The sequence below is a fragment of the Brucella pituitosa genome, assembly GCF_003049685.1.
Taxonomy (GTDB): domain Bacteria; phylum Pseudomonadota; class Alphaproteobacteria; order Rhizobiales; family Rhizobiaceae; genus Brucella; species Brucella pituitosa.
Genome location: NZ_PYSY02000001.1, coordinates 1,720,978 through 1,736,929 on the forward strand (window position 1 = coordinate 1,720,978; position 15,952 = coordinate 1,736,929).

Below are 15,952 nucleotides of genomic sequence, written 5' to 3' on the forward strand. Positions count from 1 at the left end.
GTTCAGTCCTTCAATTTAGCTTAAAGCCATTTATCATAGTCCGACACCAAGAGGTGTAGTGGCCTCTCGTTTTCTTCAATATTGGAGAAGCGCCCGATCGGCTCGCGGAAAATATTGTCCGTCAGATCATCATTTACGGTCGATACTTCACCGATCAGCACATCGCCGCCCTCACCCCAGAATGCATGCCAGTTGCCCGGCAGAAGCGTCACACTTTCGCCCGGCGCGAGCTTGAGATGTGCACCTGCCTTCTGCGTAACCAGACGACCGTCCGTCGCAACCGTGACATCGGTTTCTTCATCGACGCTGCCGTCGGCACGCGAATTGAAAAGCTCAAGCACCAGCGTACCACCACCACGATTGATGATGTCTTCTGCCTTCACCACATGGCGATGCATTGGCGAAATCTGGTTCTTGCGCGAAATCATGATCTTTTCGGCATAAAGCATACCGCCACCGCGCTTGAGATCTTCAGCATTGCCATTGCGCGTGGTGAAAAGAAACAGGCCGAGGTCGGCAAACTTGCCCTGGCCGTAGTCTGTAATATCCCATCCAAGGCGACCGTCGAGAATTGCCTTTGCATCGCTCGAAGTGCGCGTTTTCAGCTCTTCTGGCGACCAGTAAGCAAAGGGAGGCATGATATAGCCAAAGGAGCGGATGAAAGCATCGCTCTCACGGATAATCTCATTAATTTCTGAACGTTTCATGGCCTCTAAGCCTCCCATGGAATGAAACAGGATATATTTGACAGCTTGGTAACTGGCTTTCTGCCATTTTGGCAATCCCATGCGCGTAAGTCACACATATTTGCGAAATGCTGCGCGTCATTTTGACGTGTCGTCTTTACGCGAAAATCATGTCGCATCCCAATGCGCGTTTAGAACATTTCAATGATTGAATCATGACAACGAAAGCCAGTCTGAACAGAACCGAATGAACGGACAAGCCATTGAGATAACGGGAAAAGCCGTGCTTTCGGAAGACAACGGGAACAGTAGGTCGAGCAAACGTCGCTGAGAGAACAGCACAAGCGCGACCTTGATACGGCACAAAGGGTCGATTCTATGGACGTTCGCAACGAAATGCTGGGGCTTTTGACCGGGCGTGACCCAAATTTCAGCCTTGAACAGAAGTTTTATACTGATCCTGACTATCACAAGCTGGATCTGGAAAACATCTTTTACCGCGACTGGCTATTTGTCGGCCATGATTGCGAACTGCCGAAGACCGGCTCCTACATGACAGTGCAGGTTGGCGCCTATCCCGTCGTGATCGTGCGCGATGCACAAGGCGGCATCCGTGCGTTCCACAATTCCTGCCGCCATCGCGGTTCGCGCATCTGTTCGGCGGAAAAAGGCACCGCAGCAAAGCTCGTCTGCCCTTATCACCAGTGGACCTATGAACTTGACGGTCGCCTTCTCTTCGCGCGTCAGGTCGGCCCGGACTTCAAGCCTGCGGAATATGGTCTGAAGCAGGTTCATTGCGAGAGCGTTGCTGGCTACATCTATGTTTGCCTCGCTGACGAAGCACCGGACTTCAACAGCTTCCGTACACTGGTCGAGCCATACCTCGCCCCACACAATATCAAGGAAGCCAAGGTTGCCTTTGAAAGCTCGATTATCGAGAAAGGCAACTGGAAGCTGGTATGGGAAAACAACCGCGAGTGCTACCACTGCGCTGCCAACCATCCAGAGCTCTGCCGTACCTATCCTGAAGCACCAAGCGCAACCGGCGTTCAGGGTGTGATGGAAGATCCGGAAATCAACCAGCTCTGGAAAAACTGCGCTTCCATCGGCCTGCCTGCTGAATTCAACATGTCGGAAGACGGCCGCTATCGCATCACACGCATTCCGCTGCTGCGTGATGCCGTGAGCTATACCATGTCGGGCAAACCTGCCGTGAAGAAGCCACTGAGCGATCAGGTGTCGGGCAATACCAATATCGGCGCAATGCTGCTCTTTAACTACCCGTCCACATGGAATCACCTGATGGTCGATCACGCGATTTCCTTCCGCGTTTTGCCGATCAGCGCTGAGGAAACCATGGTTACGACCAAATGGCTGGTTCACAAGGATGCAGTTGAAGGCGTTGATTACGATCTTGATGAGCTGACTCATGTCTGGATTCAGACCAATGATCAGGACCGTCAGATTGTGGAAGAAAATGCGATCGGTATTCGCTCACCCGCCTACCAGCCCGGCCCTTATTCGGTCGAGCACGAAGGCGGTGTGATGCAGTTTCTCGAATGGTACACCAACACCATCACACCTCGCCTGAAAGGCGAAGCCGCAAAGCTTAGCCGCGTAGCCTGAAGTAAACTGAAATAGAGAAGTGAGAAGGCCATGCAGCCTCTGAAATATCTGGATGAGATGCTGCCGTGGAACGACAGGTTGCAGATGCTGCAATGCATCTCGGCCATCGAAGAAGCGCCAGACGTCATGACCTTCTCCTTCAAAACTCAGGATGACAACTGGTTTCGCTATACGCCAGGACAGTTCATCACGCTCGAACTTCCAATCGAGCGATCCGATGGGCTTGGACCGGTGTTGCGCACCTATACGCTCTCGTCCACACCTTCACGGCCATACCATATCTCAGTTACGGTCAAGGCACAGAAAGACAGCATCGGCACCCGCTGGATGCTCGATAATCTGCGTCCGCCGATGACCATCAAGGCCTATGGCCCGAATGGCGACTTCTCGCTCGCCAATCATCCGAGCGAGAAATACCTGTTCATCTCGGCTGGCTCAGGCATCACACCTATGGTGTCGATGACGCGCTGGCTTTTCGATTGCGCACCGGCAACCGATGTAGCCTTCATCAATTGTGCACGCACACCTGATGACATCATCTTCCGCAAAGAACTGGAGCTTCTCTCCGGACGCATGGAAGCCATGCATCTTGCTTTCATTGTGGAACAATCATCGGCGCGCCATGTCTGGCCGGGTCTGCATGGCCGCATCGACCGCGCACGGCTTGAACTGCTGGCACCTGACTTCCTGCATCGCAAGGTATTCTGCTGTGGGCCAGAGCCGTTCATGAATGGCGTGCGTGGCCTTCTGGAGCAATCCGGCTTCAACATGGCCAATTATCATCAGGAGAGTTTTCAGCCTGCGACTGAAATTTCCGCAGTGCCAGTACCTTCGACACTGCAAGTCGATACACCTGCGGCTCCAACAAAACCTGCTGTCGCACCCGCAAGCGTCGTCTTCAGCCTGTCAGGCGTCGAAGTCGAATGCACCGAGAACGACACCATCTTGCTCGCAGCCCGCAATGGTGGGCTTAAAATCCCAAGCGCCTGCGAGTTCGGCATCTGCGGCACCTGCAAGGTTAAATGCATCGGTGGCGAGACGGAAATGAACCACAATGGCGGCATCCGTGACGACGAAATCGCAGACGGCTATATTCTTGCCTGTTGCAGCCGTCCGCGTGGCCGTGTCGAAATTGATGCGTAGAGCGCAGTGCGCTCTACCAGTTTAAATTATGAAGTCGTTACAGCGGTTCCAGTTAAGACTGAATCGTTGGAGCCGCTGCAACTATTTGTTTTTTCGCATTATCCTACGCAAAACCGCTTCGCACTTTTTGCTGGAAATGCTTTAAGCCTTCTTCAGAAATTCAGTACGCAGCACGAGGCCTTTGACCTGCTTGGTGCTGCAATCAACTTCATCCGGATTGCCAGTCAGCCGAATGCCTTTGACCAGCGTGCCACGCTTGAGCGTCGTTGACGTTCCTTTGACCTTCAAATCCTTGATGAGCGTAACGGAATCACCGTCGTTGAGCTGCGTCCCGTTGCTGTCGCGCGTGATTTCATCAGTCATGATCATCTCCTGTCCAGATAGATAAAGCCGGTCGTTAGCACCAAAGACAATGTAATACCAGAACGCTGATATTGACTGGTATGCGCCTGCGCCGCTGACTATAATTACATGAAAACAGTCAGGAGCATCTTATGATTGGTCATGCCCTTCTCGTCGTTGATGTGCAAAATGATTTCTGCCCTGGTGGCGCGCTAGCCGTCGATAAGGGTGATGAAATTCTACCGGCTATCAACCGGCTGATTGACGAGAGCGAGCATGTCATTCTGACACAAGACTGGCATCCGGCAGGACATTCCAGCTTTGCAACCAGCCATCCCGGAAAAAAGCCCTTCGATACCATTCATATGCCCTATGGCCCGCAAACATTATGGCCGGATCACTGCGTTCAGGGCACACACGGTGCGGATTTTCATCCAGATTTGCAATGGACGCGTGCGCAGATGCTTATCCGCAAGGGGTTCCGCATAGGAGTGGACAGCTATTCGGCCCTGTTCGAGAACGATCACCAGACCCCTACGGGCCTTGCGGGATACCTGCGCGAACGCAACATCGGTTCATTGACACTGGCCGGTTTGGCTACTGATTTCTGCGTGGCTTACTCAGCACTTGATGCAGTTTCACACGGCTTTCAAGTGCGTGTTCGGCTGGACGCCTGCCGCGGCATAGACATCGGCGGCTCCATGAATACCATGCTCGAAAAAATGCAAAAGGCGGGCGTTGAACTCATCAACGAACCCGCCCTTGCATCGCATTTGCTCTGATTATTTCTGCAATTCACCATCAGGCAGAACGACATAGATCAGCACAGCAATAATGGTTATGAAGAAGCGGAAAGCAGATTCAATGCCGTTCCATGTGGATGACATCCACATGCCGAACCATTCGCCACCGATAGACATAAAGCCGACCTGCCAGACGAGGAAGCCAACCGAAAGACCCGCAATGGCCCATTTCTTGGAACGGTTGAAGCTTCCTGCATCCCCGCTCAGACGACCGAACATTGCGAAAGCGCCAATCCAACACAGAACGGCTGTCAGCGTTTCTGCGGCAATGATCAGAATGTAACCGGCATTGTGCAGGACATTGCTGTCTATGGCGCGATATTTGATCGTCGCATCAGGAAAAATCGTATCCATGAGCAAAACGTGCTGCACGAACGCGAAATTACTGCCGTAGTCGGTAATGTTGCCAAAGGAAACGAGTGTTGCGAAGAAGGCAATTGCCGCAACGAATGCGGTTTTGCTCAAACGAGTAACGACCATGGAAAACCCCTCTCCAAAAAAGTCGCAGCCGCAGCCTCTTCGAGACCTGCGGCCTATGCTGATATGCTCTGGCGATAGCGCCATAAGCGCATCAAGGCTCGCTAACTCTTTCGATTCGGTCAATAGGCAACAAAAAAGGCGGCCAAAGCCGCCTTTTACTAGCAGTTGTTCCAGATGCTTAGTGCAACGCAGCCTCATCGGCCTCTTTCTGCCACTCCGGATTATTCTTGTTGAAGCGGATCGATGACATCAAGGAGAGACCGATTAGCACAGCACCGATCAGGCCAGTGATGACTTCCGGAATATGGAACAGCGTCTGCACATACATGATCACAGCCAGCACCAGAATGGCGTAAAACGCGCCATGCTCCAGATAACGATACTGACCAAGTGTCTTGCGCTCGACCAGCATGATGGTGAGCGAGCGTACGTAGAACGCGCCGATACCAAGGCCGATCGCAATGACAAACAGATTGGTCGTCAGCGCAAAGGCGCCGATAACACCGTCGAATGAGAAGCTGGCATCGAGCACTTCAAGATAAATGAAGGCACCAAGACCGCCGCGATGGACCATATCCACCTGTTCCTGCGATGCGTCCAGCACCTCGCCTAAGCCTTCGACAGCCAGAAAGGTCAGTAGACCGAACAGTGCTGCTACCAGGAATGTATGCGAATGCTCAGCATCAAGCTGGTAAGAGAAGAACAGGATAAGCGCGATGGCAACGCCGATTTCAACACCTTGAACCGATGCGAACTTCGACATGCGGCTTTCAATAATCCTGACCCAATGCACATCCTTTTCGACATCGAAAAAGTATTTCATGCCGACCATGAGCAGGAATGTGCCGCCAAATGCTGCAATGCCCGTATGGGATTCCGCGATCACCCGCGCATATTCATCTGGCTGCCATATAGCGAGTTTCAGCGCCGAAATCGGATCTGTCCACATGGCGACCGCAACGATTGCAAGCGGAAAAATGATGCGCATGCCGAAGACGGCAATGATGATACCCCAGGTCAAAAACCGATGCTGCCACTCCGGCGTCATATCACGCAAAATGCGCGCATTAACGATCGCATTATCGAATGAGAGGGAGATTTCGAGAACGCTCAACACCGCACAAATGATGAAGACAGAAACCATGCCTCCAATAGTGCCAGTCGTCGAATATCCAAGCCAGAGAGCGCAGAGAAGTCCAATGACCGTGAAAAATACCGGCCAAATGAAATATTTATAAGTGGTCATCGCGAACCATTGCTTTTTATGTTTATGAGGCAGGCTGAACTACCGGTCCGACAATGCGCTGGGCCGACGGCGCTTCTCCTGCGGCGCAACAGCTTATGTAAGAAGTAGAAACACCGGGGACAAGGAAGATCGTGGCCAAATTTTGTTCACGAAAAAAAGCATAGCTCAAGATAACGTGATCGATCAGGAGGGAGCAACTTTTCAGTAAAAAGTCCCATGGCAATTATCACGATTTGTCATAGACTTATCGCCAGCACCCATCTGGGATAATGAGGACGATTGCCATGATTACAGGACCGCAATGCCGCGCTGCACGTGCACTGGTGGAATTCACGCGGGAGCGGCTGGCCCAGCTCTCGGGCATTGATGCCGGGACAATCGAGCATTTTGAACGAAAGATCGGCTCTCCGTCTGATGAGCAAATACAAACCCTGCAAGAGGTGCTGGAAAAAGTCGGCGCCCAGTTCATATGGGAGAATGGCGGCGGACTTGGCGTGAGGCTGAAATTCAACCGCTCAGAATCAAAGCGTATTGCAAACATGGAAAATGAAGGCGGCGTCGTTGGTTACGACGATGTCCCCTGACAAAAGCAAAAGGGCGACCTTGCAGGCCGCCCTTTGTCTCAAGAATAACTTGACCTATTTTTTCTCAATAAGTGAGGCAGGCTCAAGCTTCGGGTGCATCTGAATAGTGACCATGTCCTTGGCATCAAGATCAAGGTCTTTGAAAGAGACGCCGCGCAGAACCGGATCGTCATACGTCTTTACATAATAAACCTGATTCTTCAGATCGCCGATTGTGCTCCACTGGGTATATTCAGCAGGCGTGTTCGGCTCTTCGATCCAGCCCTTCGGGATATCGAAATTGTTTACGATATGCTCTGCAAGCCGTACGCTTTCCGGGCCGCTTGCAACAGGCTTGGCCGAAAGAACAAATGCACTGGCTCTTACGAAACGCGACGGAGGCGTGGTATCGCCCGGGATGCCCAACATTCCCGAACCTTCGCCCAGCGGCTTGATTTCAGCGCCAAGAATTTTCACTGGCTTGGCATTGTTCGGGGAAAGTTTGACGTAATTTCGCAGATTGGTCATATGCCAATCAAATGAAGGCGCATTGGTCATCACGCCAAGCGGATTGTCATAGATCTTCAGCTTGCCATCAACTGGTTCGATAACAATCGAAGCGCCGCTTGCATCATGAAGTGTGTAATGCAGCGGCGGTGCAATGCCCATGTTCTTCTGAATAACAGTCACGACGGAAATGTCGTTCAGAGCTTCTTTCACTTCGGCAACCGTAGCAAAATTCGTCAGTGCCCAGGTAAGGACATCCCACGGAGCAAGACTGTTTTCAGCCTTTGCTTCTGCCGGATCCGCATAGCCTGCAAAGTCCGGAAAATAGAGAACGCCACCAGTCAGACCCTTCTCGTTCATACCGTCAGCAAGCGCGGTAACGCCAAAAGCGTTCATACCAACAGCCGCATACTTGGCTTTCCAAGTCTTGGCCACTTTGCCGTCTGCAGGTGTAGCCGCAATATCAAAGTTGCGAGGAAGAACGATCATTTGTGAATCGATTGGAAACGCAAACTCCATGGTGCGTCCGTAGACGATACTGCCATCCGTAGTAGGCAATACAAAACTCGTGCAGGCTTGGGCTGCCTGAGGAATGACGAGTGCCGAAACAAGCGCCGCAATCGCTGCACCGCGAGCCAGCACCCCGCACGATGACTTCCAGATAGACCAGTTCTTTTGCATGACAACCTCATCACAAAATTAGATGTCTGGAATGATAAATGCAGCCACTTGGGGAGCCCGGCTACATTTGGGAACCAGAAACATTCATTAATCCAATCGCAGGCGAATAGAACGGCTACAATATAGCAAAGTCAACCAACAAAACCTCTGCATTACCTTCATTTTTCCATTTATTTCTTGCCATGATTAACATAAACATTGATCATGCCTTTATAGGTCTGGTCTTTTATATGTTTCTAAATTAGGTTCCGAGGGGACAATGCCGTGATCAGAAACAATTCTCGCTCCGATAGTAAAAATTTACTGAACACTACTTTTAGCAATATTATATTAGCTACCTCTTTTATGATGGCGGCAGCAAGCGCATCCCACGCAGCAGACGTTATCGCGCCTCCTCCTGTGCAGACAGAAATTCAGGATCAGCAACGCTGGCGCGTGATCTTCAGCCCTTATGTGTGGGGCGCTTCATTGAATGGCAAAGCCGGTCTGCTTGGGTTGAGCACGAATGTCGACGTACCTTTCAGGGACATTCTGGACAATCTCGACATGAGCCTTATGGGCAATATCGAAGTGACGAACGGCAAGTTCGGCGTTTATTTTGACGGCCAGTATACCAAAACCAGTCAGGACGCCGACATTCGTGACGAACAGCTCGACATGGATATCAAGTCCACGACGCTTTCGGGTGGCGTCTATTATCGCCTCTATGAGCAGCAACTGGACGGTACGACGCTTTTCGGCGGTCAGCGGATTTTTGCCATTGAACCGACCGTAGGCGTACGCTGGACAGAGCTCAAGGCGCAGGTCAATGTGGGACCGTTCAGCGCATCTCGGAAAGCAGACTGGACCGATCCGTTTATCGGCACCCGCGTCTTCTACGACATCAATGACCGTTGGAACATCTTTGCTGAAGCCGATATCGGCGGCTTCGGTGCAGGAACCAAACTCAGCGCGAACGGCCAGATCTATCTCGGCTATCGCACCCTGGTATTCGACGTCCCAACCACATGGCGTGTTGGTTATCGCGCGCTCTATCAGGATTACCGGGACAATGATGGCGTCGAAAAGTTCAAGTATGATGTAACACAGCACGGACCAGTAATCGGCCTCTCCGTTCAGTTCTGATCCTGCTCCTGCCTTCTAAAGCCGCTGGATTTTTCCGGCGGCTTTTGTTTTGCCTCCGCAACAAAAGACATTGCCCAAATTGATCAAGTGGAAGCTCTTTATTTAGTAAGAAATAATCTGCCACTATTTCATGCTTGCAAGATTGGGCGATATGGCCTCAACTATCTGAACAGGCTTGATGATTTTGACCGAATCCATTTGCAAATGTGGACCTGCATTCATCATCCGTCTGCACTAGAGCGTATCCCGGAAAGTGTGAAACGGTTTTCGGATAAGATGCGCGTAAAAACAAACGTTTAGAGCGCCGATCTGATTCAATCCGATTGAAACGCGTTCTAGTGGGGCGTTGGGCGCGGGATGAATTATATTTTCGAACTATCCGTTTATCTTTCTTTTGTGACTTTCACCGTTCTCGGCGTGGGCGTCTATTTCGTTGGTCGCTTCGCGCTCCACATCCTGTCCCGCCATGCCAATCATGACATTCTATCGATCCCGATTGGTGCCTTCATCGGCACCATTGCGACGGCATGGGCGCTGTCATTGGGATTTGTTGCCGCAGACATCTGGACAGCCAACTCAAAAGCTGATCAGGCGACCAGTGAAGAAAGATCGTCCATTTCGCGGTTGATCGGAGCCGCGAGTCCAGACATTCTGAATGCACCCGTACTTGTGGCATCTCTTTCCGAGTATCGCACGGCGGTCGTCAAAGACGAATGGCTTGAAAACAGCAACATTTCGCCTGCCCATTCCGTTGAAGTTGCATTACAGAATATACGGCGCGAGATCGTGAAGCTTGCTAAGACAGACATTCCGTCACCGATAATATCGCAACTTGTACACGACTTCGACGAATTACAGGATGCGCGCAACACGCGCCTCTCTGTTGGCTCAACATCAGTCGACATGTACAAATGGTATCTGCTGTTTTCGCTGACAGTCCTGACCATAATCACTATCGCAGCCACACATGCAGACAGAGTAAGTGCCGGCATCAAGGCCATGGCAATCTATTCGATCACGGCTGCATTTTGTCTTTGGATCCTCGCGATCCATGCCAATCCATATCAGGGAATAGAGCGGCTCGAACCGTCGCTGCTATTTACAAACCAGAAATCGGGTTGATCTTTCGAATGAAATTTCTTTCGATAGCCACCACAGCACTGACGCTCTTCGTAGCATTGCCAAAGGCCGAGGCTGAAGCTGAGACTCAGGCCTTCCGTGTCTGTCATGGCTATGAATGCTACTATCAGACCAAGCTAACGCTATCCGCTCCAGATTTGCGCCGCATACAGAATCTCATGCAGCAAGGCGTTAAATCGCCAGCTGCCGAACGCAAAGCCTTGAGAACCGCGATTGCACTATTTGAACAACGCAGCACTGCGATAATCGGTGTTCGTGACAAGCCACGCATGCAGTTTGGCAAAGCACGCATCAAAGGGCAGATGGACTGCATCGATGAATCGACCAATACGGATAACTTCATCCGCTACCTGAATTCTCGCGGCTGGCTCAAACATCATACTCCTGTGCGCAAAACCGCACGCGGAAGCTTTTTCGATGGTCGCTATCCTCATTGGACTGCAGTTATCCAAGCCAAAGATGGTGAGCGCTGGGCGGTTGATTCCTGGTATGAAGCAGGCGGCGGTCCGCCCGACATCATGCCACTGGCTGAATGGAAGCGGCGCGGCTATGGCGGCGAAAGATAAATACAGATTGAGCGCTTCAGAGACCTTCTAATGGATTTATCAAAAGCAGGCGTTCAGGCATGATATATGTGTAGGCCGTTTCACCTAGAGCATCTCCAGTTTATCTTGAATTATAGGAAATGCTCTATCTCTTTGTTTTTACGCGCATCTTAATCCGAAAACCGCTTCGCATTTTTCGGGATGCGCTCTAGGGGGTTATCAATGGTTATTCTGAAGAAGTCTTTTGCAGCCGCGTGCACAAGTGCTCTTGTTGCTTTCAGTATGCTTGCCGCACCTGTCGCTGAAGCCTGCACGCGTGTCGTTTATCTTGGAGCCAATGATCAGGTGATTACGGCGCGTTCCATGGACTGGAAGGTCGATGTTGGCACCAATCTATGGATTTTCCCACGTGGTATGGAGCGCAATGGCGAAGCTGGACCCAACTCCATAAAATGGACGTCCAAATTTGGCAGTGTCATTTCCTCCGGCTACGATATTTCGACAACCGACGGAATGAACGAAGCAGGCCTCGTTGCCAACGTGCTCTGGTTAGTGGAATCCGAATACCCTAAATATGATGGAACCGGACCCGGCCTTTCCATCGCAGCCTGGGCGCAATATGTGCTCGATAACTTTGCTACGGTTGACGAAGCGGTCAAAGAACTCAGCACCAATCCGTTCACAATCGTCACGGATAATGTACCGGGTCAAGACCGGCTCGCGACCCTGCATCTCTCCATATCGGATGCATCCGGAGACAGTGCGATCGTCGAATATATCGACGGCAAGCAAGTTATCCATCACAGCCGTGAGTATCAGGTGATGACCAATTCGCCGACATTTGACGAACAGCTTGCACTGCACTCTTATTGGTCGCAGATCGGCGGAACCGTCATGCTACCGGGCACAAACCGGGCATCAGATCGTTTCACGCGCGCTGCTTTCTATATAAACGCCGTACCAAAATCCGAAGAACCAGTTGAAGCTCTCGCGAGCGTTTTCGGCGTCATTCGCAACGCATCAGTCCCGTTTGGCATCACGACACCTGATGAACCGAATATCTCCTCGACACGCTGGCGCACAGTTTCAGATCAGAAGCGTAAACTCTATTTCTTTGAATCTGCCCTGACGCCGAATATTTTCTGGGTCGATCTGAACACGGTAGACTTCTCTGCCGACAAGGGAAAAGTGCAGAAACTTGACCTTGGCCCGGATCAGCGCAATATTTTTTCCGGTGTTGTGAACAAGGATTTCAAGGACGCAGAACCCTTCAAATTCCTCGGGCTTTAACGGCTGTTTCGCACAATCTGAAACTGCCACCTGCCAACAACTGCGTTCAACCAGGCCAAAAAAAACGAAACCAATCGGTGTCCCGCGCGTTAACTAGTCACAACAACCAGAACGGAGGGAATCCAATGGACTGGAATCGCGTAGAAGGCAATTGGAAGCAGGCTAAGGGTAAGATCAAGGAACAGTGGGGCAAACTCACTGATGATGATCTCGACCAGATTAATGGCCGCCGCGAGCAGTTGGAAGGCAAGATTCAGGAGCATTACGGCATCGCCAAGGACCGTGTAAAATCGGACATCGATGACTGGTACCAGCGCCAGCAGTGGCTTTCCTAAAAATCTCTGTAATCAGACGGACAGAATGAAGCCCTGCCCTCGGCAGGGCTTCATTTTTATATCTCTATTACACTTAGAGAATTTCCTGTTTTGATTGAATCATTGGAAATTCTCTATCCATTTATTTTTACGCGCATCTTTTTCCGAAAACGGCTTCACACTTTTCGGGATGTGCTCTAGCAGCGATCAACGCGCTGAAGCGAAGCAGACAATCCCAACAGTGAAAATGTGTAGCGCGTTTGCGTGCCACGTGCCGATGTCGCCTGCACATTGACCGTGCGACCAGACCGCATGGCGCTGACAATGCGTGCCTCATCGCCGACATTCTGCGCCCATGCCCGGTTCCCTTCGCTGAAGAACGGAAACTGTGCTCCGTCAATCATGACCTTTACAGTGCTGTCCGCTTTCAGATCATAGCCCATCACGAGCTGTGGGCTGTAGCTCGCACCAGACTTGGAAAGAATAATGAAATTATCGCCATGCCGAACGCCTGCCGGAAGGAAACTCGACGGCACAGTCAGGGCATAACACTTGTTCCCGGGCAGTTGCGTGTTCTGATAAACACCCCAATCCCTGAACTCACCAATGTGACTTGTTTTAGCCGAAGCCGCGAGAGAACTCGCCACCAACCCTGCAAGCGCCAACGCAACAGTGGTTGTCTTTTTAGTCATTGCCTGAAACCTCCATAATGCCACCAATCACGTGACATAAAAAATTGTTTCATTGCGTTACTATTTCCTTAACAGGCTCCTAAAAACTTGTTGAACAGGGAAAATGGTCGCGGCTCGATGAACTTCGCGCATGAAAAAGCGCTTCCATTCGGCGTTTAAAACGACAAACCAGACGAGCTGTGACCGATACTATTCAAATGTTCTGAAACCGGGAATGCAGAGGTCGCAAATGCTGCTTCTGCATGTTTTTTCTTCACTATGGCACGTCGAGGCCAAAGGCTTAATAGCCATCCATACGACAGCAATAACAGAACAAACTTCTGGAAGAAATGGTGGGCCCGGAGGGACTCGAACCCCCAACCAAGCGGTTATGAGCCGCCGGCTCTAACCAATTGAGCTACAGGCCCCACGCAACACAGCACCTACCCTAAAGAAAGACGGGACACAAGCTGTCAATTGCACGAGTTGCCCTAATGCGCACATATTCGATTGTCATGCATGCAACCCAAGACACGATTCATCTGGATTGAACCCTTTGGTTGCAATTCAACTGTGTTTCAGGCCAGATATTGTGGCGTTTTGCTTTAGAGGGAACTTAAATACACTCAATGACAAAGCAGAAATGGCCTATCATGGAGACTGCTTTGCACAAGCTGCCTCAACATTCTCTACAGGAGATTTTATGAAGAACCGCGCTACTACCCTTCTTGCCACTTCATTTTCGGCAATCGTGCTTGCAGGTGCATTTTCACTGCCAGCTGCAGCGCAGGAGAATCAGATGACGAAGCAGACCCCGCGTATTGCGGTGACCGGTGAAGGCAAGATGACCTCTGCCCCGGACATGGCTATTCTCAACCTCACTGTATTGCGCGATGCTGAAACTGCGCGCGACGCAATGACGGCCAATAATGAAGCAATGGCCAAGGTGCTGGAAGCAATGAAAAAAGCTGGCGTCGAAGAGCGTGATCTCCAGACGAGCGGCATCAACATTCAGCCTCGCTATGTCTACCCGGACGATAAGAACGGCCTGAAGGAACCAAAGATCAGCGGTTACAGCGTATCCAACAGCCTGACCGTACGCGTGCGCGATCTGGACAAGGTTGGCAATGTGCTTGATGAGTCCGTGACACTTGGCGTCAATCAGGGTGGCGATCTCACCTTCGTCAATGACAACCCGGCAGCCACCATCAACGAAGCGCGCAAGCGCGCCGTAGCGGATGCGATTGCCAAGGCCAAGACACTTGCCGATGCAGCAGGCGTTGGCCTAGGTCGTGTTGTTGAAATCAACGAACAGAGCCGCGCACCTATGCCGATGCCTATCGCGCGTCAGGCCAAGATGATGGCAGCCTCCGCACCTCAGGACTCGGTTCCTGTCGCTGCTGGCGAGAACAGCTATGATGTCTCTGTTAACGTCGTTTTCGAGATCAAGGAATAACGACAGCATAAAGGGGCGTTTATGCGCCCCTTTATTGACCGGTTTAATAAAACGAAAAAGCCAGCCTGAATTTCAGGCTGGCTTTTTATTTAATCATGAAATGCAATTAACGGATAATCGGGCAACCACGCACATTGGCGAAGACAACGCCGGTCGGACGACCATGGCGGAAGCCACGAACCTGAACCGATTTTCCGCGATAGACAACGCGTGCGTTACGGATACCCATACGGTGCGCCTTCATTTTGGCACCTTCAACCGAGCAGGCAGGACCGCGGCGCGACGGGCGGGCATGATGACGATTGCCACGATAGTCGATATTGACCACAGGCGAATGTGCTGCCGTGCTCATCGCAGGAGCTGACGCGGGCGATGCAGCATTTGCTGAAGCACCAGCAGTGAAGACAGCAGCAAAACCGATTGCAGCAGTGACAACGAATGACTTGAGCGAAATTGCAGACATCTTAAAACCCTTTCGAACTTTTGTCAGGTGATCCTCACCTGAGACATCCGATAAGTAGTCCATCGAATATGAACGCAAAGCCAGGTTCGCGTTCATATGGCATTCAGTTTGGTAAATACCACCACAAAATCACGCTCAATGTTCTGAATAAATTGTTATAAAACAATTATTTAAATGGAAGTTCCTGCCAAACAGACACTACAGAAGAGTGAACATTAAACTTAATTAATGTGCCCCATAGGGCGATTAATCCAATGGAACCATGTGCTGGATGTACTCTTCTTCATCCTTGAGTTCATGGTCGAACGCCGTCACCTTGCCACGAACAGAAACACCGGCTTCGTAGATTGTATCGGGCGAACCCGAAACGAGCGGGTGCCACCAATAAAGATCGGCACCTTCTGCAACAAGCCGATAAGCGCAGGTGGCCGGCAGCCAGTTGACCTCGTAGACGATTTCCGGCGTCAGAAACACGCAATCGGGCACAGTTTTGCGACGGTTCGGATAATCACTGCATTTGCAGCTATCTGCGTCCAGAAGCGTACAGGCAACTGTCGTCCAGTAGACTTCCTCTGTATCATCATCCAGCAATTTATGCAGACAACACTGGCCGCAACCGTCGCACAGGCTTTCCCATTCCTGTCGGTTCATTTGCTCAAGCGATTTGGTTTGCCAGAAAGGTTTCTTGTTCATGATGCTTCATATAGAGCATTTCCGGCAAATGTGCGTAGCGGTTGCGTCCGCAATAACACGGGCAAATCGTCGCCCTTCACTATTGAATGCTGCACATTGTTAGGTTAGATAACGCTTGTCATCCTTATGGCCGTAAGCGTCTTACGTTAGGCAACGCATCAATTTAGCTGGGAACGGC

18 protein-coding genes and 1 tRNA gene are annotated in these 15,952 nt (G+C 51.1%); 10 read left to right on the forward strand and 9 right to left on the reverse strand.

Annotation, left to right across the window (positions count from 1 at the left end; all coding sequences use genetic code 11):
* Positions 1-20: 20 nt before the first annotated feature.
* Positions 21-707, reverse strand: coding sequence for a D-lyxose/D-mannose family sugar isomerase (locus tag C9380_RS08505; protein WP_128093369.1), 687 nt, complete (start codon positions 705-707; stop codon positions 21-23).
* A gap of 357 nt (positions 708-1,064) precedes the next feature.
* On the opposite strand from C9380_RS08505, the gene C9380_RS08510 reads away from it, so the two are divergent.
* Positions 1,065-2,312, forward strand: a complete 1,248-nt coding sequence (locus tag C9380_RS08510; protein WP_024899557.1) for an aromatic ring-hydroxylating oxygenase subunit alpha — start codon at positions 1,065-1,067, stop codon at positions 2,310-2,312.
* Between the two features lie 30 nt (positions 2,313-2,342).
* Positions 2,343-3,455 (forward strand): FAD-binding oxidoreductase, encoded by a 1,113-nt coding sequence (locus C9380_RS08515; protein ID WP_024899556.1) that lies wholly within the window; start codon positions 2,343-2,345, stop codon positions 3,453-3,455.
* Between the two features lie 141 nt (positions 3,456-3,596).
* On the opposite strand, the gene C9380_RS08520 is transcribed toward C9380_RS08515, so the two are convergent.
* A complete protein-coding gene (locus tag C9380_RS08520; protein WP_007875876.1) occupies positions 3,597-3,818 on the reverse strand; it encodes an alkylphosphonate utilization protein in 222 nt (73 codons plus the stop codon).
* A 131-nt stretch (positions 3,819-3,949) separates the two neighbouring features.
* Between C9380_RS08520 and pncA the strand changes: the two genes are divergently transcribed.
* Positions 3,950-4,579: a bifunctional nicotinamidase/pyrazinamidase gene (gene pncA, locus C9380_RS08525; protein WP_100558756.1), complete on the forward strand. Its 630-nt coding sequence runs from the start codon at positions 3,950-3,952 to the stop codon at positions 4,577-4,579.
* On the opposite strand, the gene C9380_RS08530 is transcribed toward pncA, so the two are convergent.
* A complete protein-coding gene (locus tag C9380_RS08530) occupies positions 4,580-5,080 on the reverse strand; it encodes a DUF2165 family protein (protein ID WP_024899554.1) in 501 nt (166 codons plus the stop codon).
* Between the two features lie 178 nt (positions 5,081-5,258).
* Positions 5,259-6,326, reverse strand: a complete 1,068-nt coding sequence (locus tag C9380_RS08535) for a DUF475 domain-containing protein (RefSeq protein ID WP_024899553.1) — start codon at positions 6,324-6,326, stop codon at positions 5,259-5,261.
* A gap of 284 nt (positions 6,327-6,610) precedes the next feature.
* On the opposite strand from C9380_RS08535, the gene C9380_RS08540 reads away from it, so the two are divergent.
* Positions 6,611-6,910: a helix-turn-helix domain-containing protein gene (locus tag C9380_RS08540; RefSeq protein ID WP_024899552.1), complete on the forward strand. Its 300-nt coding sequence runs from the start codon at positions 6,611-6,613 to the stop codon at positions 6,908-6,910.
* Between the two features lie 54 nt (positions 6,911-6,964).
* Here C9380_RS08540 and C9380_RS08545 read toward each other — a convergent pair whose 3' ends face one another.
* Entirely contained in the window at positions 6,965-8,077 is a 1,113-nt protein-coding gene (locus tag C9380_RS08545; protein WP_100558755.1) for a linear amide C-N hydrolase, read from the reverse strand.
* Positions 8,078-8,341: 264 nt separating this feature from the next.
* Here C9380_RS08545 and C9380_RS08550 point away from each other — a divergent pair, with 264 nt between their 5' ends.
* The 5 genes from C9380_RS08550 to C9380_RS08575 all read left to right on the forward strand — a co-directional run bounded on the left by C9380_RS08550 (position 8,342) and on the right by C9380_RS08575 (position 12,512).
* Positions 8,342-9,202, forward strand: coding sequence for a hypothetical protein (locus C9380_RS08550; RefSeq protein ID WP_024899550.1), 861 nt, complete (start codon positions 8,342-8,344; stop codon positions 9,200-9,202).
* 357 nt (positions 9,203-9,559) lie between these two features.
* Entirely contained in the window at positions 9,560-10,324 is a 765-nt protein-coding gene (locus C9380_RS08560) for a bestrophin-like domain (RefSeq protein WP_100558754.1), read from the forward strand.
* Positions 10,325-10,332: 8 nt separating this feature from the next.
* Positions 10,333-10,908 carry a hypothetical protein gene (locus C9380_RS08565; RefSeq protein ID WP_210249754.1) on the forward strand — a complete coding sequence of 192 codons (576 nt, stop codon included), beginning with the start codon at positions 10,333-10,335 and terminating at the stop codon, positions 10,906-10,908.
* Positions 10,909-11,109: 201 nt separating this feature from the next.
* Complete coding sequence (locus C9380_RS08570; RefSeq protein ID WP_128093371.1) at positions 11,110-12,177, forward strand: linear amide C-N hydrolase; 1,068 nt, start codon at positions 11,110-11,112, stop codon at positions 12,175-12,177.
* Positions 12,178-12,302: 125 nt separating this feature from the next.
* Positions 12,303-12,512, forward strand: coding sequence for a CsbD family protein (locus C9380_RS08575; RefSeq protein WP_024899546.1), 210 nt, complete (start codon positions 12,303-12,305; stop codon positions 12,510-12,512).
* 176 nt (positions 12,513-12,688) lie between these two features.
* Here the strand turns inward: C9380_RS08575 and C9380_RS08580 are convergent, their stop codons facing one another.
* Complete coding sequence (locus C9380_RS08580) at positions 12,689-13,183, reverse strand: invasion associated locus B family protein (RefSeq protein WP_024899545.1); 495 nt, start codon at positions 13,181-13,183, stop codon at positions 12,689-12,691.
* A 330-nt stretch (positions 13,184-13,513) separates the two neighbouring features.
* Positions 13,514-13,590 (reverse strand) — tRNA-Ile (locus C9380_RS08585).
* Positions 13,591-13,865: 275 nt separating this feature from the next.
* Between C9380_RS08585 and C9380_RS08590 the strand changes: the two genes are divergently transcribed.
* Complete coding sequence (locus C9380_RS08590) at positions 13,866-14,618, forward strand: SIMPL domain-containing protein (RefSeq protein WP_024899487.1); 753 nt, start codon at positions 13,866-13,868, stop codon at positions 14,616-14,618.
* 106 nt (positions 14,619-14,724) lie between these two features.
* On the opposite strand, the gene C9380_RS08595 is transcribed toward C9380_RS08590, so the two are convergent.
* Both C9380_RS08595 and C9380_RS08600 read right to left on the reverse strand, forming a co-directional pair.
* On the reverse strand, positions 14,725-15,081 hold the full coding sequence (locus tag C9380_RS08595) for an antifreeze protein (RefSeq protein ID WP_128093372.1): 357 nt from the start codon (positions 15,079-15,081) through the stop codon (positions 14,725-14,727).
* Between the two features lie 246 nt (positions 15,082-15,327).
* Complete coding sequence (locus C9380_RS08600; RefSeq protein WP_024899485.1) at positions 15,328-15,774, reverse strand: YcgN family cysteine cluster protein; 447 nt, start codon at positions 15,772-15,774, stop codon at positions 15,328-15,330.
* Positions 15,775-15,952 lie beyond the last annotated feature (178 nt).